The 22041-nt window shown below is 66.1% G+C and carries 19 protein-coding genes; 8 read left to right on the forward strand and 11 right to left on the reverse strand.

Features of this window, described 5'->3' with window-relative positions; genetic code table 11:
• Positions 1-7: 7 nt before the first annotated feature.
• The 3 genes from FQU96_RS32060 (at position 8) to FQU96_RS32070 (ending at position 5529) form a co-directional block, all read left to right on the forward strand.
• The gene (locus tag FQU96_RS32060) at positions 8-973 is read left to right on the forward strand and encodes a DMT family transporter (RefSeq protein WP_178130829.1); all 966 of its coding nucleotides are present in this window, start codon (positions 8-10) and stop codon (positions 971-973) included.
• 402 nt (positions 974-1375) lie between these two features.
• Complete coding sequence (locus tag FQU96_RS32065) at positions 1376-2674, forward strand: tetratricopeptide repeat protein (RefSeq protein ID WP_146545467.1); 1299 nt, start codon at positions 1376-1378, stop codon at positions 2672-2674.
• Positions 2675-2700: 26 nt separating this feature from the next.
• Positions 2701-5529, forward strand: a complete 2829-nt coding sequence (locus FQU96_RS32070) for a FecR domain-containing protein (RefSeq protein ID WP_146545468.1) — start codon at positions 2701-2703, stop codon at positions 5527-5529.
• 43 nt (positions 5530-5572) lie between these two features.
• On the opposite strand, the gene FQU96_RS32075 is transcribed toward FQU96_RS32070, so the two are convergent.
• Positions 5573-6331, reverse strand: coding sequence for a SapC family protein (locus tag FQU96_RS32075; protein WP_218574958.1), 759 nt, complete (start codon positions 6329-6331; stop codon positions 5573-5575).
• Positions 6332-6518: 187 nt separating this feature from the next.
• Here FQU96_RS32075 and erpA point away from each other — a divergent pair, with 187 nt between their 5' ends.
• Positions 6519-6866 (forward strand): iron-sulfur cluster insertion protein ErpA, encoded by a 348-nt coding sequence (gene erpA, locus FQU96_RS32080; protein ID WP_146545469.1) that lies wholly within the window; start codon positions 6519-6521, stop codon positions 6864-6866.
• A gap of 34 nt (positions 6867-6900) precedes the next feature.
• Here erpA and FQU96_RS32085 read toward each other — a convergent pair whose 3' ends face one another.
• Positions 6901-8337, reverse strand: a complete 1437-nt coding sequence (locus FQU96_RS32085) for an FAD-dependent oxidoreductase (protein WP_146545470.1) — start codon at positions 8335-8337, stop codon at positions 6901-6903.
• A gap of 92 nt (positions 8338-8429) precedes the next feature.
• Here FQU96_RS32085 and xth point away from each other — a divergent pair, with 92 nt between their 5' ends.
• Positions 8430-9230 carry an exodeoxyribonuclease III gene (xth, locus tag FQU96_RS32090; protein WP_146545471.1) on the forward strand — a complete coding sequence of 267 codons (801 nt, stop codon included), beginning with the start codon at positions 8430-8432 and terminating at the stop codon, positions 9228-9230.
• Positions 9231-9339: 109 nt separating this feature from the next.
• Here the strand turns inward: xth and FQU96_RS32095 are convergent, their stop codons facing one another.
• The 3 genes from FQU96_RS32095 to FQU96_RS32105 all read right to left on the reverse strand — a co-directional run bounded on the left by FQU96_RS32095 (position 9340) and on the right by FQU96_RS32105 (position 12036).
• Positions 9340-9915 carry a gamma carbonic anhydrase family protein gene (locus FQU96_RS32095; protein ID WP_146545472.1) on the reverse strand — a complete coding sequence of 192 codons (576 nt, stop codon included), beginning with the start codon at positions 9913-9915 and terminating at the stop codon, positions 9340-9342.
• A gap of 145 nt (positions 9916-10060) precedes the next feature.
• Positions 10061-11182 carry a DUF5938 domain-containing protein gene (locus FQU96_RS32100; protein WP_146545473.1) on the reverse strand — a complete coding sequence of 374 codons (1122 nt, stop codon included), beginning with the start codon at positions 11180-11182 and terminating at the stop codon, positions 10061-10063.
• A 50-nt stretch (positions 11183-11232) separates the two neighbouring features.
• A complete protein-coding gene (locus tag FQU96_RS32105) occupies positions 11233-12036 on the reverse strand; it encodes an SDR family NAD(P)-dependent oxidoreductase (RefSeq protein ID WP_146545474.1) in 804 nt (267 codons plus the stop codon).
• A 301-nt stretch (positions 12037-12337) separates the two neighbouring features.
• Here FQU96_RS32105 and FQU96_RS32110 point away from each other — a divergent pair, with 301 nt between their 5' ends.
• Positions 12338-13030 carry a TetR/AcrR family transcriptional regulator gene (locus FQU96_RS32110; protein WP_146545475.1) on the forward strand — a complete coding sequence of 231 codons (693 nt, stop codon included), beginning with the start codon at positions 12338-12340 and terminating at the stop codon, positions 13028-13030.
• A 59-nt stretch (positions 13031-13089) separates the two neighbouring features.
• Here the strand turns inward: FQU96_RS32110 and mmsB are convergent, their stop codons facing one another.
• The 4 genes from mmsB to FQU96_RS32130 all read right to left on the reverse strand — a co-directional run bounded on the left by mmsB (position 13090) and on the right by FQU96_RS32130 (position 17013).
• Entirely contained in the window at positions 13090-13971 is an 882-nt protein-coding gene (mmsB, locus tag FQU96_RS32115; RefSeq protein WP_146545476.1) for a 3-hydroxyisobutyrate dehydrogenase, read from the reverse strand.
• Between the two features lie 126 nt (positions 13972-14097).
• On the reverse strand, positions 14098-15168 hold the full coding sequence (locus FQU96_RS32120; RefSeq protein WP_255468668.1) for an enoyl-CoA hydratase/isomerase family protein: 1071 nt from the start codon (positions 15166-15168) through the stop codon (positions 14098-14100).
• Between the two features lie 149 nt (positions 15169-15317).
• Positions 15318-16457, reverse strand: a complete 1140-nt coding sequence (locus FQU96_RS32125) for an isobutyryl-CoA dehydrogenase (RefSeq protein ID WP_146545477.1) — start codon at positions 16455-16457, stop codon at positions 15318-15320.
• 49 nt (positions 16458-16506) lie between these two features.
• A complete protein-coding gene (locus FQU96_RS32130) occupies positions 16507-17013 on the reverse strand; it encodes a hypothetical protein (RefSeq protein WP_146545478.1) in 507 nt (168 codons plus the stop codon).
• A 97-nt stretch (positions 17014-17110) separates the two neighbouring features.
• On the opposite strand from FQU96_RS32130, the gene hemB reads away from it, so the two are divergent.
• Entirely contained in the window at positions 17111-18121 is a 1011-nt protein-coding gene (hemB, locus tag FQU96_RS32135; protein ID WP_146545479.1) for a porphobilinogen synthase, read from the forward strand.
• A 40-nt stretch (positions 18122-18161) separates the two neighbouring features.
• Positions 18162-18659: an NUDIX hydrolase gene (locus FQU96_RS32140; protein WP_178130830.1), complete on the forward strand. Its 498-nt coding sequence runs from the start codon at positions 18162-18164 to the stop codon at positions 18657-18659.
• A 148-nt stretch (positions 18660-18807) separates the two neighbouring features.
• On the opposite strand, the gene FQU96_RS32145 is transcribed toward FQU96_RS32140, so the two are convergent.
• The gene (locus FQU96_RS32145; RefSeq protein WP_146545481.1) at positions 18808-19845 is read right to left on the reverse strand and encodes a YheT family hydrolase; all 1038 of its coding nucleotides are present in this window, start codon (positions 19843-19845) and stop codon (positions 18808-18810) included.
• Between the two features lie 56 nt (positions 19846-19901).
• Complete coding sequence (locus FQU96_RS32150; protein ID WP_146545482.1) at positions 19902-22034, reverse strand: TonB-dependent siderophore receptor; 2133 nt, start codon at positions 22032-22034, stop codon at positions 19902-19904.
• Positions 22035-22041 lie beyond the last annotated feature (7 nt).

Below are 22041 nucleotides of genomic sequence, written 5' to 3' on the forward strand. Positions count from 1 at the left end.
CCCCCCGATGCTATCTCCGCGTGCGATGTCGAGTTTCCCCTCTCCCGGTTCGTTGTCCGATTCCGTCGGCGGTATCTACAGCAAGGTCGTGGCGCTCGCGCTGCTGTCCACTATGGATGCCATGGTGAAGGCGCTCGGTGCGCGCTATCCGACCCTACAAATCGTCTTCTGCCGCAGCGTGTTTTCGGTACTGCCGCTTCTGTGGCTGATCCAGGCCGCCGGCGGCTGGCAAACGCTTGCCACGCGCCAGCCCCTGCTGCAGTTCGGCCGCGTGGTCGTATCGTTCCTGTCGATGTTCGGCTTCTTCTACCTCTTCCCGTTGATGCCGCTGGCGGAACTGTATGCGATCTCGTTCGCCTCGCCGTTCTTCATGACCGTCCTGGGTGTCCTGCTGCTGGGCGAGCAGGTCGGCTGGCGCCGCTGGTGTGCGGTGATCGTCGGCTTCATCGGCGTACTGATCATCGTGCAGCCGGGAACGGCAGCATTCCATCCGCTGTCGCTGGCGGTGCTGGGCACCACGTTCTGCTACGCGCTCTCGATGATCTGCGTGCGCCGCCTCAGCCGGACCGACAGCGACCAGACCATCCTGTGCTATTCCATCGCGTCGATCACCGTGAGCGGCCTGATCATCAGCGGCAACGAGATTGCCGGGCAACCGTTGGGTACCGCTTGGATCTGGCCGACATTCACCGACTGGCTATGGCTGGCCGCGATCGGTTTGACCGGCGGCTTTGGGCAGATCCTCATGACGCGCGCCTGGCGGCTGGCCCCTGCTGCCGTGCTGGCGCCGTTCGACTACGTCTCGATCGTGTTCGCGCTGAGCTACGGCTGGTTGTTCTGGCGCGAGGTGCCGACCGTCTGGTTGTGGCTGGGCCTGCCGCTGATCATCGGCTCCGGCCTCTACATGCTGCATCGTGAGCGCGTGCGTGCGCGTCAGAGGCGGTCGGGGTCCGATGACAATTCGACCGCATGATATTGCACAACAGTGACTTTTAATGTACAAGACATTGGTAAATATCGTCGATCAGGTTGAGTAGTCATCGATATCCGTCAACCTGATCAAGATCGCTCGGCTCTCGGTATGGAGGGGCGCCGGGCCACAAACAGATCACACATGCCGATGCTGCCGCATGTGTAACTAATCCTACAGCATATTGCTGCGCGTTTCGCTTTTGCGTCGCACATGTTCAGGTCCCAGGGCCTGCAAGCTATTTCATTTGGGGGTTCGAGAACGGTTTCGCCTGCGTACACGCGGACTCGCTGCGGCGACGTCCAACGCGTGACGAGGAGGTGCGCCGTAAACGCGTCAGTGTCGACCGAGGGGGATCGGTTGAACGGGCCAGGGTGGTTGCGCGCAGGTCTGCTCTCGATCTGCATGACGTTCGGGGGTCAGCACGAGTCGAACGCCCAGACGCCGCCGGCGTCAGCGGATCGCGCTGCCTATGACAGCGCATTCAAGGAGATGATCGGCGATCCCGGCAATCTTCAGAAGGCGTTCACCTTCGTCGAACGCGCGATCAAGGTCGGCGATCTGGAAGGCGCTGTCGCCGCGCTGGAACGCATGCTGATTCTCGCCCCGAACCTGCCGCGCGTACGCCTGGAGCTCGGCGTTCTCTACTATCGACTTGGTTCGTATCAAATCGCCCGGCGGTACATCGCCGAGGTACTCGCCCTGCCCGATGTGCCGCCGCCCGTGCGCCAACGCGCCGAGGCTTTTCAGGAAGAGATCGATCGCCAGATCAATCCGCACAAATTCTCCGGCACTCTGCTCTTCGGTTTCCGTTATCAATCGAACGCCAATGCCGCACCGACAGCCGGCAACGTGCGGTTCGGCGGCCTGGATGCCCAGCTCGACCGCCAGTTCACGGCCAAGAAAGACGGCAACGCCTTCGTCATCGGCAGCTTCCAGCACCTCTGGGACTTCGGCCTGCAAGGCGGCGAGTCGCTGGACACACAGGCGACGATCTACGCGGCGCGGCAGTTCAAGGCCACCGCTGTCGATCTGCTCTACGCCAGCGTCACAAGCGGCCCCCGCATGTGGCTGCTGCCCTCGCAGCTACCGCAGGTCAGCATCCGGCCTTATGTCGGGATCGACTATGTGATCCTGGGAACGTCGACGGAGTATTGGGCGCCGGGTGTCGGCGTCAATCTCGACAAGAAGTGGTCCGACGTTGCCGTGAGTTTCGTCGCCGAGGTCCGTCGCCGCGACTATCACAACAGCAAGAAGCGCCCGTTCAACGATTTCCGCACCGGCTGGGAGACGTTCGGACGCATATCCGCCGACTGGCAGGTATTGCCCTGGCTGTCGCTGGGCGCATGGGCCGGCGCCGGCCGTTTCGACGCCAAGAAACGCTTCGAAAGCTACAACGAATGGCTGCTGGGTGTCGGCGCACAGGCCATGCTCGGCCAACCGGCGTGGGCACCTGGTGAGCAGATCACGCTGACGTTGTCGGCGGCGCGCCTGTGGGACAACTACGACGCACCGGATCCCGCTCTCGATCCGGGAACGACGCGGCGCGACCGCGAGTGGCGCCTGTCGCTGACACTGCAGGTCCCGATCGCCGAGCGCCTCGCCATCGTGCTGCAGGCGGCGCGCAACGCACGGTCATCATCGCTGCCCAACTTCGACTACACGAACTACATCGGTATGGCCGGCCTGACCTGGCGCTTCTAGGCAGTGCGGCCGCCAAGGAGAGACGCATGAAGACGATCTCCATTCATCACACTCTCTCTCTCGCGATCCTGACGCTGCTCTGTATCCACGGCAGCGCGGCGGCGAAAGTCGGCGTGACCAGCTCGGCCACCGGCGAGCCCATCGGCACCCCGCCGGCGCAGCGCGAGCGCATCCTGCACGTCGGCACCGACGTCTTCGCCAACGAAGCGATTCGCACGGCGGCCAACGACCGGGCCCATCTGCTGTTCAACGATGGCACGGCGCTGACGATCGGCCCCAACAGCCAGGTGGCCATCGACCGCTACGTCTACGATCCGGACAAACGCACCGGCGACATCGCCGTGACCGTCACCAAGGGCGTGTTCCGGCTGGTCGGTGGCAACATCACCAAATCCTCGGAAGCCGTGGTCAAGACACCCTCGGCGACTATCGGCATCCGGGGCGGCATTACCGTCATCGACGCGACGGTGCCCGATGCGGTGAAGGCGTACTTCCTGTTCGGCGAACGCATGCGGGTCACCAACAACAATGGCGAACAGATCGCCCGGCGTCCCGGCAGCATCATCGAGATCGCCTTGGGACAGCGGCCGGCGGACCCGCGTCTTGCCACACGCACCGAGCTTGCAGCGCCCAAAGGGGCCTTGGAAGCGTCGTCGGCGGCACCGTCGCCGCCGGGAACGCGCGGCAGCAGCATACCCAGCGCGACCACGATCGAGCAGGGCCTGGCGCAATCCGGCGTCGGCAGCACCAATTCAAACTTGCCGCCGGAGTCCATCGCACCCCCGGGCGCCAACACGGCGCAAGGCGGTTCGGCTGCCGCCGTGGCGCAGGCCAACGCCGCCGGCACGGATGCGACCAGCCGCGCCATGCAGCGCGCGCTGGTCCAGATGACGGGGCCGGAATCAACCCCGCCAGGCCCGACGCAGCAGATCCCACCGCCGCAACAGACAACGGCACCACCGCCGCCGCCGCCGCCTCCACCGCCACAAACAACGGCACCACCGCCCCCACCGCCGCCAAGCGTGGTGACGCTCGGTAGTCAGGGGCGCTTTGTTGCCGACCCACCGTACATGGGCTTCAACAACGCGACCCTGGCCGCGCCGCGTGATCCGAGCAACAACACAGCGCTCGCCAGCGCCACCGTCACCGACAACAGCCGGCTGACGCTCACGACCCAATCGGGTGCTTCCTTCATCCTGCCTTGGAGTCCCGGCGCCGGTGCCGTGCTGTCGGCTTCCAACACCAGTTCGACCTTCGGCCCGCTCTCCGGCATCGGCCTGATTGCACCGGCAGGCGACTTCTTTGCATACGTCTTCGCACCCGACAGCGCGCCCGAAAGGGCCGGCGGAGTCTTCGGCGGCACACCGACGCCGACCGCCAGCCTGCCGACTGCCGGGTTCGCCTCCCACGTTCTCGTCGGCATCCAATCGGCAACGTCGATCTCGGCCAGTCCCTTCGTGCCGGAAGCCGACGCCCTGCGGCCGGCGATCCTGACGGCGTTCAATTCGCCGCTGCTGTCCCGTTATTCGGCGAATGCGCACGTATCGCAGATCGGTAGTGCGCCCGATCCCAACCAGCGCGCCGTTGCCATGCAAGCGTCCCTGGGCATCGTCGGCCAGGGTGCCGCACAGTCGTCCTATATGGGTCTCATCCTGGCCACCTACATCACCGACTACACCAAGCCCGACGCCATCGTGTTGTCAGGTTCGTACAACGGCTCGCTGCGTGCGTCGGCAATGGCGCGCACGGTGCGCTTCGGCGCCGCCGCCTCGACGATGGAAACACAGACGGGCACGGCGATCTATGGGCCGCAGGCGGACTACATGGTGCTGGGGCCGGACAGCCATGTGACGTCGGGCGTCGGCGACAGCGTGCGCATCGAGCAGGCCGCCTTGCGACAGCCGCATGAGAGCCCGAGCGCGACGAGCAGCTACTACCCGGTGGCGATCGCATTGCCCGCGCCAGTCCCCGACGGGCTGGGTACGCGGCGAACCACCCGGACGATGAACGGCTACGCCGGCGCCAACGTCGAGACCAGCAGCGCCGCCGGCGTGTTCTCGGAATACAGCCTGCGCAACACCCGACCGACCGACATCAGCATCACGACCGACGCCTCGAGCAACCGCGTCGAGGCCTCGCTGCGGATGAAAAGATCGGACAGCTACCACAGCGACCTGACGCTGCAGCTGGGTGGCCTGACCGGCAACAGCCGGTCGCGGTCGGCGTTCATCGACGACGGCAATTTCGCCATGACGCAGAACGCCAACGTGAGTTCGACCTACAATGACGGCAACCCGGCCAATGCGCGCGTGTTCGCCGTGACGCAGTCGACCGTGCCGGTGCACAACCTGCTGCCCGCCGGTGTGGGCTTCTGCGACTGCGCATACCTGTCCTGGGGCTATTGGGCGGGCGACGTGCGCTACGACAGCGGGCCGCGCATCAACGAGCGCGATCGCATGCACCTGGGCACCTGGGTCGCCGGCGAGTTGGCCAGCAAGTCGCAAATTCCCGTCTACGGCACCGCCACCTATAACGGCCATATCATCGGCAACGTCACCAACGGCAACAACCGCTACCTGGCGGCGGGTGCATTCCAGCACGGCTGGAACTTCGGCAGCCGCAGCGGAACGGTGACGATCACAAACTTCGATGGCGCCAACTACAGCGGCACGTCATCCGCTGCCGCGTGGACACCGCAGAATTTCGCGGCCTCGATCGCGGGCGCAGGGCGGACGGGTTCGCTGAACGGCTCCTTCTTCAGGAGCCCGGCAGACCCGGTCGCCTATCAGGCCGGGAGCTTCGCCATCAACGGCGCGGGATACAGGGCGACCGGCATCTTTGCCGGCAAACGGTGACGTCCGGGAAGGCAGGCTTGCGGCCGGCGCCCACGGACGACCGCTACGCGGCCTTCTTGCGGTCGGCGGCCAGGTTGGCGAGGGCGTTCCAGCCGCCGAACGACAGCAGGTGGGCATAGGTCCAGCCCAGCCAGCCCTTGTCGCGCCAGGTCTCGAGGGTCGCGATCGGCAGCTTGTTGAAGCGCGCCTCGTCGACCACCTTGAAGCCGGCCAGCGACAGCCGCTCGGTGCCGGCGATGGTGGCCTGGGCCTGGTTGTCGACCAGCAGGTCGGCAGCCTGCAAGGCCTCGACGTACTCGGCGGTCGCCTTGTGATTGCCCTGGTAGGCGGCACAGAACTGCAGGGCGCTGTTCACCAGTTCGGTCGGCTTTCCGGCGCCATCGAACAGCGGCAGCTTGCTGCCATCGACGACGAACCCACCGCCCTCGTCGACGGCCAGAATGAGCTGACCGCCCGTGGCCTCAATAAACACGAACGGGTAGCGGCGCACATAGGCCGGGATATAGGTCTGCGGCAGCCACGTGCCGTCGCCGCTCACGAACAGGTTTTCGTCAGCCCGCAGACCCAGCACCGCCACCGGGATCGGCACCCCCTGGCCGGAGAACACGATCGGGTAATGGCGCTGGGCCAGCGCAAACTCGGCCCCGCTCACCGGCACCGAATTGGTCCGGGCGGAAAAACCGAACCCGGGATTGTCGCGCAGCGACTTGCCCTTGTGGCGATTGGCGTCGACCGGCACCGGCTGGGTGTAGAACAGCGGCATGGGCGGTGGGGATGACGTTTGGCCGTTGGCAGTGGACACGACAAAGCCCCGTTTTCTGTACGGTTACTGGATCTTCCTGCAGTCTAATCGCCAGAACGCCTCCTGGGCCATTGTTTTTGGTCCATCAACGAATGCCGGATTCCGCATCTTGTTGACAGTTTCGCTCCCAGCACCACATTAGAAGTGAGGTGGGCCGGACGCGGCCCGGAAATCAGGGTCCAGGACCATGTCGGATCTCGTCATCGATGCGCCCCAGGTCACGCTGAGCGACAGTGCCGCCCAGCGCATTGCCTTCCTGCTGTCGCGCGAAACGGCCGAGGCCAAGCTGCGGGTCGCGGTCAACGGCGGCGGCTGCTCGGGCTTCCAGTACGTCTTCGACTTCGACACCAAGGCCGCCGACGATGATTTCGTCATCGAAAAGGGGGGCGCCCGGGTGCTGATCGACAGCGCCTCGCTGGAGCTGCTCAAGGGTAGCGAGATCGACTACGTCACCGAGATGGTCGGCTCCTCGTTCCAGATCAAGAATCCCAACGCCAGCACGTCCTGCGGCTGCGGCAACTCGTTCAGCGTCTAGCGGCCATCCTTTCCCACACGTTGGGAAAGACGCCCTACCCGCTCGCACCGGCGCGTTTCACCGTACCGGCAGCGGACGGCCGCAGATAGGCGCCCTGCTTCTGAAGCGCAGCCTGCAGTTCACCGATATCGACCGCCCGCGGCGCCACGCCACGATGGGCGGCAATGGCCGCGGCGGCGCCGGCGGCATGGCCGGTCAGCCAGCATTGCGGGATTTCGCGCATGAAGGAATGGGAAGTCGCGTCACACGACAAGTGTCGACCCGGCGCCAGCAATCCATCGACCACCTGCGGCAGCAACGCGCCATAGGGCACGGAGACGTTGCGGAACTTGGGCGACAATGAAGGGCTGACACCGACCTCGGTCGCGTACGGCGTACCGTCGTCCCACTGCGTGCGCACGACCTTCTCGACGCCGACCAGCCGGCGCGTGTGCCGCACGCCCATCTGCGGCGCGCTCTGCACGGGATAGGCGCCGGCGAAACCTGGCGCATGGGCGCGGAACACCTCCAGGTGCTGCCACATCAGCCGGCGGCAGTACGCTTCCACTTCGGTCAGGTCATCGACATTCAGGGCATCGAAGCCGGACTGGCGCGGCCCCATGAACAACGCCACGTCATCACGCCACGACGTGAAGGGCCGCTCGAAATGGCGCACCTTCTCGCGTCCCGTCGCCATGAAGTCGCTATAGCCCTTGGGATCGGACGTGCGGAAGTCCATCCAGCGCTTCATGTCGACACCGGCCCAGATCCAGGCCGTGTTCATGCAGTGGTGGATATCGTTCTTCTCAATATCGGTTTCCGACGGCACGCCGGCGCGATGGAAGATGTCGCCGTCACCGGTGGCATCGACCGTCGCCTTGGCAAGGATCGCCTGACGGCCTTCCTTGCTTTCGAACACGACGCCCCTCACCGCACCGTCCTCGACGATCGGCACCGACGCCCAACCGTGCAGCACCAGCCGCGCACCGGCTTCCTCGACCATGTCGAGCGCTGCCAGCTTCAGCCGCTCGGGACACACCATGGGTGACCAGGTGACGATGCCGTGGAAGGCCGCCGAGCGCAGCGACCAGTACGCAGCCGTGGCGGCATCGCGCGACCCCCAATCCTGGCGTGCCGGCCCGCAGACATACTCCTTGGGCAGGCGATCGAAGATTTCCTCGGCGACGCCGCGGATCACGGGCTTGCCGTCCCAGTCGGTCATGCGGTCTATCCAGAACACCAGCCCGCCGGTCGACAGTCCGCCAAGGTGGTTGTAGCGCTCCAGCAGGATGACGTCGGCGCCGAGCCGCGCCGCACTGGTAGCCGCTGCCGTGCCCGCCGGCCCGCCGCCGACCACCAGCACGTCACACTCGGCGAACACCGGCAGTGTGCGCGACGGCTCGATCCAGGTCTTTTGCGGTCGTGCGATCTGCCGCCGGCGGCGACCGCCCTCGAAGATCTCCGACGTGAAGAACAGACGCCCTTCGGTCATCGCGCGCTCCCACAGAGGCTGTGGACAATGATAGCGACTCGCCCCTCATGGTCCACCTTCCCTTCGCATCGCAGACTTGCGATGGTGCCGGCATGAAAATCGCGACCTGGAACATCAACTCCGTGCGCCGGCGCACCGGCAACCTCACCGACTGGCTGAAGCGTACGCAGCCCGACGTGCTGCTGCTGCAGGAGATCAAGTGCCAGGATGACCAGTTCCCGCGGCTGGAGATCGAAGCTGCCGGCTATTGCTGCACCGTTGTCGGCCAGAAGAGCTGGAATGGTGTGGCGATGGTCTCGCGCACGGCGCCAGAGGTGGTGCATCGCGCCCTGCCGGGCGACGATAGCGACGTGCAGTCGCGGTATGTCGAGGCGCGGTTCCAGACCAGCGCCGGTGCACTGAACGTGGCGTCGATCTATCTGCCCAACGGCAATCCGGTCGGCACGGAAAAGTTCCCGTACAAGCTCGGCTTCATGCAGCGCCTGCACCAGCGCGCGCAAGCGCTGCTCGAGAGCGAGGAATTGGTGGTTCTGGGCGGCGACTACAATGTCTGCCCGACCGACGTGGATGTCTACGATCCGCCGGCCTGGGCCGACGACGCGCTGTGCCGGCCCGAATCACGCCAGGCGCTGCGCGGGATCCTGAACCTGGGCTACACCGACGCCTACCGGGCGCTCTATCCAACCACCAAGGCCTACAGCTTCTGGGACTACCAGGCCGGCGCCTGGAACCGCAACAACGGCCTGCGCATCGACCACCTGCTGTTGTCGCCGCAAGCCGCCGACAAGCTGAAGGCCTGCACGATCGACAAGGCCGAGCGCGGCCGACCGGAGCCGTCCGACCACGTGCCGGTGTGGGTCGAATTGGATGCCGAGGTGGTGGCAGCGGCGTAGAAGCCTGGAGCGCGGGCGTCTCGCCCGCATCTCCGGCGAAAGCGTAGCTTTCGCCTTTGCGCGTAGCGCCGAGACATGAGCGGGCGGGACGCCCGCGCTCCCAGGCGCGTTACTTCTTCAGCAGGTCCTCGACCTTGGGCGTCGGGCCGGAGCCGTCGATCATGTTGGGCCGACCGGTGTAGGCCTTGGCGAGTTCCATATAGTGCAGCGCCGACCACTTGAAGACCTGCAGGTCCTTCTCGCCGATGTCGCGCATCTTTTGTGCCGGGTTGCCGGCCCATAGCTCGCCGGCCTTCACGATCTTGCCCGGCGGCACCAGCGCACCGGCCGCCACCATGGCGCCAGTCTCGACCACGGCGCCGTCCAGGACGGTGGAGTGCATGCCGACGAAGGCATCATCCTGCACGGTGCAGGCGTGCAGCAGCGCCAGATGACCGACCGTGACATTGCGCCCGACGATCGTGCCCTGGCGCGCATTGCTGACATGGATGACGACGCCGTCCTGGATGTTGCTGTTGTCGCCGATCACGATGCCCGGTCCATCGCCACGCAACACGGCGTTGAACCAGATGCCGCACATGGCGCCGATCTCGACCTCGCCAATCAGCGTGGCATTGGCGGCGATGAAGGCCGACGGGTCGACCTTGGGCACGAAGTTGTTGAACGGAACGATCAGGCCGGACATCGGCAGCTTCCTCATCTCAGCGGGCGCACCGGTTTACGCGGCGTGCCGGGCGGCGTCGAGTCATCGGAAAATACTGGTGTTCCGCCATAAGAAACGCCCCGGAGAGCGGGGCCCTCCGGGGCGGCGGCTTCGCGACCTGGTCGGATCAGGTGCTGACGGTCAGGACGGGGGTGAGGACGAGACCGAAACTCCTGAGCACACCCAGAAGCTCGCGGTGCCCAAAGGCCTGACACGCCGATGCGAAGCCGGCTTTCCGCGGTGGCTGCTGCAGCAGGGAGTACGCTGCATAGGCTTGCAGCAGGCCGGTCTGCTTGTAGTTGCTGTTGCCGTGGATCACGCAGTGGGCGCGTCCCAGTGGTCCCGTCGCGTGCACCGAGTCGAGCGAGGTGTTGATCCGCGGATTCTCGCGCGGCGGCATGCCGGCCTGCACCGATGCCGCGATCTCGGCCAACGCCTTCTCCTGCTGCTCCGGCGGCAGCGGCTTGATCTTCTCCTCGACCATCTTCTGGGTAGCGACGACGTTCAGCATCACCTCGCGGGCGAACACGCCGCCGACCACCTTGCAACTGGCCACGCGCGGATCATCCTGGAACCAAATCGGATGGCTGGTGCCGCCCCATGGCAGGGCGAGCGCCGTCGCGTGCTGGCCGGGAACGTTGACCTCTGTGGTCTCGCTCTGGTTCCACTCCACCAGCTTGTTCTGCTCGAGGTAGAACCACTTGGCCTTGAGAATGGTGAAGATCGTCTGGGTCGAGGCGTAGGTCGGGAACCCCTTCCACAGCACCAGGATGTCGAGCGTGTCGAGCCCCGGTGTCTCCAGGCAGATGTTGGCGGCGATTTCACCGGTCGTATACATCTGGGCGACACCGGGCGAGAGGAGCAGCCCCTTGCCAGCGAACGCCTTGCCCCAACGCGTTTTCGCATCCAGCACCCAGTCCTGCTCGCCGGTCGTATCCGTGTAGTGACAGCCGGTGGCGAGACAGGCTTCGACGACCTCGGGACCGTACTTGATGAACGGCCCGACCATGTTGCTGACGACCCGAGCCCCCTTGAACAGCTTGGTCAAAGCCTCGACCGAGTGCTCGACCTCCACCACTTCGTAATCGGCGGTCTCAATGCCGGGGATCTTGTCGACCACCGCCTGCACGCGGGCCTTGTCGCGGCCGGCCGCGATGAAGGGCACGTTGAGCTCGCGCAGATACTCGCAGACCAGACGGCCGGTGTAGCCGGACGCGCCATAGACGACGACAGGCCTCTTGTCGCTCATGCCTCTCTCCCTGGGAATCTTCGCCAATCGACCGTCGATTTGGACGGCTGTCACATGCCCATGCCGCCGTCGACGGGCAGCCCGACGCCGGTGATGAAGCGGGCCGCGTCGGAGCACAGGAACACGGCCGCATCGGCGACATCGCCGACTTCACCGAGCCGCCCCAGCGGGGTTTGCCCGACGACATCGCCCACGGCAGCGTCGGTGGTGGGCCACAGTCCTGCCGCCACCACATCGCCGGCGAGCTTCATGCCCATGTCGGTCGGGATCAGGCCGGGATAGATACAGTTGACGCGCACCCCATAGCCGAGCTTGCCCGCCTCCATCGCGCCGACCCGGGTCAGGCGATCGACCGCCGATTTGGTCGCGGAGTAGCCCGCGATCGACGGAAACGCGATCGTGGCGGCGACCGAGGAAATGTTGACGACGGCGCCGCCTTTGCCGGCCGGGCCGCCCGGCCGCATGGTCCGGAAGGCGTGCTTCATGCCCAGGCTAACGCCGACGATGTTGACGTCGAGCATGCGGCGCAGTTCGGCAGCGTCGATATCAACGACCAAGGCCGTGATCTCGATACCGGCGTTGTTCACCAGGACATCGAATCCGCCCAGCGTGCTGATTGTGGCTGCGACGGCGGCCTGCCAACTGGCGTCCTCACGCACATCGAGCGGCGTGAAGCCCGCTTTGGCGCCTGTTTTGGCGATCGCACTGGCAGTCTGTTGACCGAGATCGTTGAGGATGTCGCCGATCATGACCGCGGCGCCGGCTTTGGCGAGCGCTTCGGCAATGCTGGCGCCGATACCGCGCGCGCCGCCGGTGACCAGGGCCTTGCGCCCGGTCAGGTCGAAATTGCCCATTTTTGCGTCCTCCGGTTGTTCTTTTGAGCGCCGAGACTTGCCGGCGCAGTGGCCGCTCTCGCGCGCCTGTCGCGTCATCCGTTGTGGCCGACGCGGGTTCCCTCCTTCCCGCAGACAGCTTTCAAGCTGCAGTTATATTTGACAATTGTCAAGTTTTCTATTTGACGTATGTAAAGATACAATTGCGCCCAGTGCAATCGTTTGGTCTGATGTGGTATGCGTTAGGCAATCGGCGCTTGATCGCGACGATGCCCATCCCCTATGCCGATGCGGCACCAACGGAACCGGTGGCAGGTCAGCGATGCCGTCTGCAGCAATCGAACAACTCGAGCGAGCCCAGCGTCGGCGCGTCGACAAGGTCAACGAGCGCCGGGCCGAGTTGGCGGCCGCCGCGCTTCAGACGCTGTCGGAGCTGGGGTACGCCCGCACCAGCCTGCGGGAGATCGCGCAGAACTCCGAGTTCTCGCACGGCGTGCTGCACTACTACTTCAGCGACAAGGTCGACCTGATCACATGCTGCGTGCGCCACTACAAGGCGCAGTGCGTCACGCGCTACGACGCGATCACGACAACCGCGACGACCTACGACGAACTGGCCGCCGGTTTCCCCGCGGCGCTGGCCGAAACGCTGCGCCAGGAAGCGACGCTGCATCGCCTGTGGTACGACCTGCGGTCCCAAGCCTTGTTCGAACCGGCGTTCCAGAACGACGTGCTGGAGATCGACAAGACCCTGGAGACCATGATCTGGCGCATCATGACCCGACTGGCCGAACTGGCCGGCGAGGAACTGACGCTGCCGCCAGCGGTGCTCTACGCGATGTTCGACGGCCTGTTCCAGCAGGCCCTGCTGAAATTCCTGGCCGGCGACGCCACGGCGCCGACGGAGCTGCAGGCCGGCGCCCAGCTGCTCCTGACCCGCGTCTTCACGGCCGCCACCGCCCCGCGCCCGGTGGCGAAACCCGTTCTCGTCTCCAAGCGGCGTACAGCGCGGTAGGATCCTGCTGTTACGTCGAGCGCAGCGAGGGATCTCCTCGCTGCGCGCGGAACCCTGCCCTACTTGCCGTCGAGCATGCGGATGATGCCGGAGAAATCCTGTGCACCGCGACCGGCGTTCACGAACAGGCTGAAGAGCTGTGCCGCCTCGGCGCCCAGCGGCGTGGACGCGCTGGCAGCGCGTGCCGCCTCCTGCGCCAGCAACAGGTCCTTGAGCATCATCGCGGCGGTGAAACCGGCCTGGTAGTCGCGGTTGGCCGGCGAAGTCGGTACCGGCCCCGGCACCGGGCAATAGGTCGTCAGCGCCCAGCATTGGCCCGACGAGGTCGAGGCGACGTCGAACAGCTTCTGCGCATCGAGTCCCAGGCGCTTGGCCAGCATGAAGGCTTCCGACACCGCGACCATCGATACGCCCAGGATCATGTTGTTGCAGATCTTGGCGGCCTGACCGTTGCCGGCACCGCCGGCGTGCACGATGTTCTTGCCCATGCGCTCGAGAAACGGTCTGGCGCGGGCGAACGCGGCATCCGGGCCGCCGACCATGAAGGTGAGCGTACCGGCCGTGGCGCCACCGGTCCCCCCAGACACCGGTGCGTCCACCATCTCCATGCCGGCCTTGGCCGCTGCGGCCGCCACGGCGCGTGCGCTGTCGACGTCGATGGTCGAGCAGTCGATGAACAACGTGCCTTTGGCGGCGGCGCCAATCACCGTACCTTCGTAGACCTCGCGGACATGCTTGCCGGCCGGCAGCATGGTGATCACCACCTCGGCACCCTTCACCGCGTCGGCGACGTTGGCGGCCTTGGTGGCGCCATTGGCGACCGCAGCGGCAACGGCCGCGTCCGACAGATCAAAGGCCGCCACCTGGTGCTGCGCCTTCAGCAGGTTGGCCGCCATCGGCCCGCCCATGTTGCCCAGCCCGATGAATGCGATCTTCGCCATGATGTCTCCTCCGCTGCGTAGGCCAATATGTACTTCGCCATCCCGAGCGCAGCGAGGGATCTCCTGCGAATGACGCACCTGACGCCACTTTAGGAAGATTCCTCGCTTCGCTCGGAATGCCAGTTCTCAGTCGAACACCAGATCGTTGGCCACCGGATCGAAATGCGCTTCGACCATCTGCGCCGTCACGCCGTCGATGCTCGGCGGATTCCACTTCGGGCTCTGATCCTTGTCGATCAACGCGGCGCGCACGCCCTCGTAGAAATCGGCACCGGGCCGCATGCACGCCTGCGCCATGCGATACTCGATGGTCATCGTGTCCTCGAACGAGCGGTTGGCGCAGCGACGCAGCTGCTCCAGCGTGATCTTCATCGCGGTCGGCGACATCTTCGCCAGCACGTCGATCTGCTTCTGCGCCCAGTCGTCATTGCGGGCCCGGAGCTTGGTGATGACTTCCTGCAAGGTCGCCGCCGAGAAGCAGCGGTCGATATCCTCGATGATCGACGGCAACGTCGGCGCGCCGGGATCGGTCGCGAACTTCGCCACCACCGCATCGACCTGCCGCCGCGCGTTTTCGCCCGACAGATCAGCAGCGCCAAGCGCCGTCACCAGTTCCGACAGTTTGGCGCTCGGCACATGGGCCTGCACGATGCCGGCCCACAGCGCGTCGGCCGCCTTGAGGCGATGGCCGGTCAGCGCCAGGAATGCTCCCAGCGCGCCGCGCAGCCGGCACAGGAAGTAACCGCCGCCGACGTCGGGAAAGAGGCCGATCGCCGTCTCGGGCATGGCGAACAGGAATTTCTCGGTGGCGATCGAGTGCGAGCCGTGCACCGACAGGCCGACGCCGCCGCCCATGTCGATGCCATCGATCAGGCTGATCCAGGGCTTGCGGTAGCGATAGATACGGCGATTGACGATGTACTCCTCGCGGAAGAAGTCCCGCCGCAGCGTACCGTCGGGATCGTCGCGCATCTCGCGATAGAGGCCCGCGACGTCGCCGCCGGCGCAGAAGGCGCGCTCGCCGGCACCACGCACCACGACGGCCTTGACTGCCGGATCGCTCTCCCACGCCGGCAGCACGCGCTCCATCTCGCGGATCATCTCAAGGCTCAGCGAGTTCAGCGCCTTGGGTCGGTTGAGCGTGATCAGGCCCAGGCCGTGCTGCACGTCGAAAAGAATTTCTGGTTCGGTCGTCAATACGGTGCTCCTTCTCTTTCGGACCGCGGGCGTCCCCGCCCGCATTCGCTCGTAGCGCAGCGAAGAGCGAAACCGGTCGGCGCTGACGCAACAGGCGAAAGCGAAGCTTTCGCCGAAGATGCGCGCGTGGACGCGCGCGGTCCCAAACACTAACCCGTCAACAATCGGCGCGAGATCACCACGCGCATGATTTCGTTGGTGCCTTCCAGGATCTGGTGCACGCGCAGATCGCGCAGGTAGCGCTCGATCGGGAAGTCCTTGAGATAGCCGTAGCCGCCGTGCAGCTGCAACGCGTCGTTGACGATGCGAAAGCCGGCGTCGGTGGCGAAACGCTTGGCCATGGCGCTGGCCTGCGTCGCCTCCGGCGACTTGGCATCCAGCAGCGCGGCCGCCTTGTGGATCAGCAGCCGGCCCGCCTCCAGCTCGGTCGCCATGTCGGCCAGCTTGAACTGCGTGGTCTGGAAATCGGCCAGCGGCTTGCCGAACTGCTTGCGTTCGATGACATAGCGCGACGCCGCTTCCAGGCTGGCCCGCGCACCGCCCAGCGAGCAGGCGCCGATATTGATGCGCCCGCCGTCGAGCCCCATCATGGCGATCTTGAAGCCATGCCCTTCCGGCCCCAGCCGGTTGGCAACCGGTACGCGGCAATTCTCGAAGATCACCGCCGCGGTGGGCTGGCTGTTCCAGCCGAGCTTGTCCTCCTGCTTGCCGAACGACAGGCCCGGCGTGCCGCGCTCGACGACCAGGGCCGAGATGCCGCCGGCGCCATCGCCGCCCGTGCGGACCATGGCGACGTAGATGTCGCTGCGACCGCCGCCGGAGATGAACGCCTTGGTGCCATTCAGCACGTAATGGTCGCCGTCCAGCACGGCGCGCGTGCGCAAGGAAGCGGCGTCGGAGCCGGCGCTGGGCTCGGTCAGGCAGTAGCTGGCGAAATGCTCCATCGTACACAGCTTGGGCAGGAAACGATGGCGCTGCGCCTCGTCGCCGAAGGCGTCGATCATCCATGCGGCCATGTTGTGGATCGAGATGTAGGCCGCCGTGCTGGGGCAGGCTGCCGACAGCTCTTCCATGATCAGGGCCGCATCCAGGCGCGTGAGACCACTGCCGCCGACATCGTCCTTCACGTAGATGCCGCCGAAGCCGAGCTGGGCCGCGGCCCGCAGCGTCTCTTCGGGGAAAATCTTCTCGGCATCCCAGCGCGCCGCGTGCGGCGCCATTTCCGCGCTCGCGAAAGTGCGTGCGGTTTCCTGGAAAGCGCGCTGGTCGTCGGAGAGTGTGAAATCCATGCGTGTCCCGCCTTGTCGCGCGCGGAGAATAGAAGCGTACTGCCCGCTGTCAACGCGCCGCAACAGGCGTTGCCGCAGGATCGCCGAGCGAAATGCCGGAGATGTTCAGCGCCGTCGTGCACGGATCGGGCGCCGGCGGTGGCGAATCCAAACGCCGCAGGCCGAACTGCGTGCAGCCCGGGCCCTCGACCCGTCCCCGCATCGAGCGGCCGTCCGCGCCCAGGATGCCATGGAAGTTGACCACGACATAATCCGGCGGCCGCACCAGCCATCGGCTCTCATCGCTCTCCAGGACGAATTCGCGCGTCGCGGGATCCAGCCGGCCAGACATTTTGAAACATCCGGTCGGCACCCCGGGATTCTGCGGCACGGCATAGAAGTGGAACACCGCCTCGACCGCGGTGCCGAAGGACTGCCGGATGGTCAAATTGATGCCGGTCAGTCCCTGGGCACAGTCATAGGTGCCGCGCCAGTAGCCGGTCAATCTCGGCTCCTGCGCCGCCGCACCGCCGGCGACCACGACCGTCAGAGCACCTGCCAGCGCAATTCGTCTCATCCTGCCTCCTGCGGCGGTCGACCCCGTTGCAGCATGCCCCACGCCGGTCCATAACCCGGCCAGCCGGCCCGGACACGGCTGCCAGAGGGACGACATCATGCCGCCGCGTTTCACCACGCTAGGTGCTTATCCTACGACCCGCATGCGCCGCAACCGGGGCAGCGACTGGTCCCGCCGCCTGGTCGCCGAGACGAAACTCAGTGTGGACGACCTGATCTGGCCGGTGTTCGTGCAGGACGGCACCAACAGCCGCACGCCCGTGGCCTCGATGCCGGGTGTCGACCGCCTGTCGGTCGACCTGTTCGTCGAGGCGGTCAAGCAGGCGCGTGACCTGGGCATCCCCGCCGTCGCGATCTTCCCCGAGGTCGATCCCGCCAAGAAAACCAGCGACGCGCGCGAGGCCTACAATCCCGACAACCTGGTGTGCCGCGCCATCCGCGCCGCCAAGAAGGCGGTGCCCGGCATCGGCATCGTCTGCGACGTGGCGCTCGATCCGTTCAACGCCGACGGTCATGACGGCATCGTGCGCGGCGAGGAGATCCTCAACGACGAGTCGGTCGAGGTGATGATCAAGCAGGCGCTGGTGCAGAGCGAGGCCGGCTGCGACGTGCAGGCGCCGTCCGACATGATGGACGGCCGCATCGCCGCCTTCCGCCGGGCGCTGGACAAGGCGGGCTACCAGCACGTGCAGATCATGTCGTATGCCGCCAAGTACGCGTCGTGCTTCTACAATCCGTTCCGCGACGCCATCGGCAGCCTGGGTGCGCTCAAGGGCGACAAGAAGACCTATCAGATGGATCCCGCGAACACCGACGAGGCGATGCGCGAGGTCGGCCACGACATCGCCGAAGGCGCCGACATGGTGATGGTGAAGCCGGGGCTGCCCTATCTCGACATCGTGCGGCGCGTGAAGGACGCCTTCGGCGTGCCGACCTACGCCTACCAGGTGAGCGGCGAGTACGCCATGCTGCGCGCCGCCGCCGATCATGGCTGGCTGGTGTGGGACAAGGTGCTCATGGAGACGCTGGCCTGCTTCAAGCGCGCCGGCTGCGATGGCATCCTGACCTATGGCGCCGTCGACGCCGCGAAGCTGCTGCGCGGCAAATAGGGTTGCACTGGCCCGCCGGCCGGGGATTACCTTCGGGCCGATGACACGCACCATCCCGTCCGCCCGTGCCTTGCTGATCGATCAACAGGACCGCGTGCTGCTGATGCAGCTTGCCGCGGGCCATGTCGTCCTGCCCGACCGTGCAAGCGTGCCGCGCACGTTCTGGGTGACGCCGGGCGGTTCGCTCGACGACGGCGAATCGTTCGAGGCGGCGCTGCTGCGCGAGATCTGGGAAGAGACCGGCCGTCGGCTGACGCACGCCGGCCAGTGGGTCTGGACCGGCGAGAAGGAGATCGTGCGCGACGGCCACCGTGTGTTGACGCTCGCCCGTGTCTACGCCCAGCGCATCGCCACGTTCGATCCGGCGCCGCAAGGCTTGACGGCAGAAGAGCAGGCCGGCATCCGCGGTTTCCGCTGGTGGTCGGCCAGCGAGATCGCGGCCTCCGGCGACCGCTTCGTGCCGCGCCACCTGGCGCGGCTGCTCAACGACCTGCTCGCCGCGCCCTGGCCCGCCGATCCCATCGGGATCGAGGTCTAGTACCCGCTATCGCTCGAGTGTGACTCGGGACTGTCATCCCGAGCGCAGCGAGGGATCTTTCGATGCAAGCGCAACCGTGCGTCACTTGCAGAAGATCCCTCGCTACGCTCGGGATGACAGCTGTATCAGTGACGAGTGATTCCGGGTACTAGCCCTCCGCCGGGAGCGCGCCACTGGAGTGGCGCGCTCCCGGCAAATGCGGCCCGCCGCCCTGCATAAAGCTTTCGAGCGCGCGATCGTGCCAGGGTGTCGGGTTGCCGGCGGCGTGGAACCCGACATGGCCGCCGCCGTCGGCCAGCAGCGGCACCAGTGCCTTGTTCGAAACCCAATCGAAGCCGCGGTAGATCGCTATGGGAATCCACGGATCATCGGCCGCCGCGATCACCAGGGTCGGCGTGCGGATCGCCGGCATGAAGCGCACGGCCTTGTTCTTGTCGTAGTAATCCTCGGCGCCAGAAAATCCGTGTCGCGGCGCGATGAAGCGATCGTCGTATTCCCAGACGTTGCCCGCGGACATGATCGCGGCGCGCTCGGCCGCCGTCAGGCGCGCGCCCGGCGCCGTCGCTTCGCGCTTCATGGCGGCGATGATGTAGCGGTGATAGAGCCAGTTGCGCGGCCGCATCATGTACTGACAGGTCGCCGACAGGTCGATCGGCGCCGAGACCGCAGCAGCAGCCTGCAGCGGCGCGGCGGCGCCCTCCTCGCCGAGATACTTCAGCAGCATGTTGCCGCCCAGCGAGTAGCCCACCGCGACCAGCCCGCGCCCGACAAGATCGGACGGCAGCAACCGAAGGACGGCACGGAAGTCCTGGGTCCGGCCGGCGTAGTAGATGTCGCCGCACAACGGGCGCGACGGTCCGGCGGCGCGCAGGTTGAGCCGCAGCACGGGATGCCCCAGGGCCAGGAAGTGCCGCGCCGTGTTGCGCACGTAGACGCTGTCGGCGCTGCCGGTCAGCCCATGGATCAGGATCAGCGCCGGACCGCCGCCGTCATGCGACGGCCGCTCCAGGGTCGCGAGCAATGTATCGCCGCTGCCGTCGTCCATCGGCAACCGCAGCGGCGCGCACGACGCCGCACCGGTGCCCGATGGTGGAAACGACAGCTTGTTAGCCAGCGTCTGCAGGTCGCCCGTAAGCCAGGGAAATCGCGGCTGAAACGGCAGCAGGTCGAGCGAAGCGTGGTTCATTGCCCGTCGTTCTACCGCGCGCGGCGGGCAAACGCGACATCGCTCGATACGAGGTCTCAGAAGCGCCGGGTCAGTGTCGCAATGGCGGTGCGGCGGTTGCCCATGAAGCAGTCACCGAACGTGCGGCAGGCGGTGTAGTGGCGCTTGTCCAGCAGGTTGGCCGCGTTCACCGCCAGCGACCAGTTCTGCCAGTCGACCGCCACCAGCCCGTCGACCAGCGCATAACCCGGCGTATTCAGCTTGCCGGGACCGACCGACGATTGGGTCGCACCGACGTAACGCACGCCCAGACCGACGCGAACCGCCCAGTCATCGCTGAGCTTGAACGTGCGAACGCCCCAGATCGACGCCATGTGCTTGGGCACCGAATCGAGTCCCTCGCCGATTTCGGAGGAATCGCCGCTCTTGGTGATCTTGGCATCGGTGAAGGTGTAGGCACCGATCAGGTTGAGTTCCGGGGTCACCGCCCACGATGCTTCCAGTTCGACGCCGCGCGAGCGGACCTCGCCGGTCTGCACGGTATTGAGGACGTTTTCCGGATCGTTGGTCAGCCGGTTGGTCTCGCGGATATGGAAGGCCGACAGCGTGACCAGCGTTCCCGGTTCGGGCTGCCACTTGATCCCGGCCTCGTACTGGCGGCCGCGCTGCGGCTTGAAGACCTGGCCGTAGAGGTCAAGGCCGGAAACCGGCTGGAACGATTCCGAATAGCTGATGTAGGGCGACAAGCCGTAGCCGACATCGATGATGAGGCCAGCGCGCACGCTGACCGCATTGTCGACCGTGTGCGTGTCCCCGACGCGGGCCTCGGCATGGTCACGGCGGATGCCCAGGACCAGGGATGCCCAGTTGCTGTAGCGGATCTGGTCCTGGACGTAGACGCCGATCTGCGTCTGGCGCAGCTTAGGGTCGCGGACCAGCGGCGGCAGGTCGAAGTTGCCGTAGACCGGACTGTAGGCATCGATCGGCGTGGTCGATCCCGAGGCCTTGGCGCCCTTCAGGCGGAAGTTGAGGTAGTCGACGCCGACCAGGACCTTGTGCGTCAGGACGCCGGTGGTGAAGTCGAACTGCAGGTTGTTGTCGGTGGTGAAGGCCTGATTGCGCTGCCGGACTTCATAGGTCAGGCGGTCGAGCGTTCGGCCATCGGGATGGAACGGATTGGTCGGGTTCGAATAGACGTCGGGAAAGATCTCGACGAAATGCACCTTCCCCTTCACGAAGCGCGTGCTGCTGTTGACCTTCAGCCAGTCGTTGAAGCGGTGCTCGACCAGCAGCGTGCCGGCAGTCTGCTGGGTCTTCAGCGTATCGCCGGTCGGCTCGCCCAGGAACCGCCGGTCGGACAACCGCCGGCCACCCGGCGCCTTGAGAGTCGCCGCCACCGGCAGGAACTGCTGGCTCGAGGCGCTGTTGTCCTTCTGGAACAGGCCCAGGAAGGTGACGCTGGTGCGTTCGTCGGGCCGCCACATCAACGACGGCGCAAAGAGATAGCGATCGTTGGGCAGGTGGTCGGTCTGCATGCCGGCATCGCGCACGACACCCACCAGGCGCCCGGCGATCGTGCGCTCGGCGTTGAGGGCGCCGGTGACATCGAACTGCAGCTGTTTGCGATCGTAGGTGCCGTACTGCACCCCGACCTCGCCGCCGAAGTCCAGCCGCGGCCGCTTGCTCACCATGTTGACGACGCCGCCGGTCGTCCCGGCGCCGTAGAGGACGGACGACGGGCCGCGCAGCAGTTCGATGCGCTCCAATGTATAGGGATCGGGGCGCGGCATCAGGGGATAGGCGCCCGAAGCCAGCATGCGGTTCAGGCCGTCCTGGTACTCGACGACGGCGAAGCCACGGCTTTCGATGTTGTTCTGTCGCGTATCGAACCCATAGGCCTCGGCGCGCACGCCAGCCGAGTAGCGCAAGGCATCCTGCAGTTCGGTCGCACCCTGCTCCACGATCTGGCGCGACGGCACGACGCTGATCGACTGCGGGGTCTCGGTGAGCTTGGTGTCGGTCTTGGTGGCCGTCGTGGCACGATCCGCGCCGATGGTGAGCGGCTCCAGCACCGTCGTGCCGTCAGCCGGCGCCTGCTGCGCCCACACCGGGCTGATCACCGCTGTCGTTGCCACCAGGGCCACACAGCCCAGCCGCCGCCTTCCCGCGCGCGCCCTGTCGTGTCGCGCCGCGCGCGTCCGATCCACCATCTATATC

Origin of the sequence: Reyranella sp. CPCC 100927 (genome assembly GCF_007859315.1) — a bacterium.
Classification (GTDB): domain Bacteria; phylum Pseudomonadota; class Alphaproteobacteria; order Reyranellales; family Reyranellaceae; genus Vineibacter.

Coding starts and splice junctions, on each gene's coding strand:
- FQU96_RS32130 (WP_146545478.1), bottom strand. CDS start 17,013: ATGAGACGAATTGCGCTGGCAGGTGCTCTGACGGTCGTGGTCGCCGGC.
- FQU96_RS32100 (WP_146545473.1), bottom strand. CDS start 11,182: ATGAGCGACAAGAGGCCTGTCGTCGTCTATGGCGCGTCCGGCTACACC.
- FQU96_RS32095 (WP_146545472.1), bottom strand. CDS start 9,915: ATGTCCGGCCTGATCGTTCCGTTCAACAACTTCGTGCCCAAGGTCGAC.
- FQU96_RS32125 (WP_146545477.1), bottom strand. CDS start 16,457: ATGGATTTCACACTCTCCGACGACCAGCGCGCTTTCCAGGAAACCGCA.
- FQU96_RS32105 (WP_146545474.1), bottom strand. CDS start 12,036: ATGGGCAATTTCGACCTGACCGGGCGCAAGGCCCTGGTCACCGGCGGC.
- FQU96_RS32085 (WP_146545470.1), bottom strand. CDS start 8,337: ATGACCGAAGGGCGTCTGTTCTTCACGTCGGAGATCTTCGAGGGCGGT.
- FQU96_RS32070 (WP_146545468.1), top strand. CDS start 2,701: ATGAAGACGATCTCCATTCATCACACTCTCTCTCTCGCGATCCTGACG.
- FQU96_RS32110 (WP_146545475.1), top strand. CDS start 12,338: ATGCCGTCTGCAGCAATCGAACAACTCGAGCGAGCCCAGCGTCGGCGC.
- erpA (WP_146545469.1), top strand. CDS start 6,519: ATGTCGGATCTCGTCATCGATGCGCCCCAGGTCACGCTGAGCGACAGT.
- FQU96_RS32145 (WP_146545481.1), bottom strand. CDS start 19,845: ATGAACCACGCTTCGCTCGACCTGCTGCCGTTTCAGCCGCGATTTCCC.
- FQU96_RS32060 (WP_178130829.1), top strand. CDS start 8: ATGCTATCTCCGCGTGCGATGTCGAGTTTCCCCTCTCCCGGTTCGTTG.
- mmsB (WP_146545476.1), bottom strand. CDS start 13,971: ATGGCGAAGATCGCATTCATCGGGCTGGGCAACATGGGCGGGCCGATG.
- FQU96_RS32150 (WP_146545482.1), bottom strand. CDS start 22,034: ATGGTGGATCGGACGCGCGCGGCGCGACACGACAGGGCGCGCGCGGGA.
- FQU96_RS32065 (WP_146545467.1), top strand. CDS start 1,376: ATGACGTTCGGGGGTCAGCACGAGTCGAACGCCCAGACGCCGCCGGCG.
- hemB (WP_146545479.1), top strand. CDS start 17,111: ATGCCGCCGCGTTTCACCACGCTAGGTGCTTATCCTACGACCCGCATG.
- xth (WP_146545471.1), top strand. CDS start 8,430: ATGAAAATCGCGACCTGGAACATCAACTCCGTGCGCCGGCGCACCGGC.
- FQU96_RS32140 (WP_178130830.1), top strand. CDS start 18,162: ATGACACGCACCATCCCGTCCGCCCGTGCCTTGCTGATCGATCAACAG.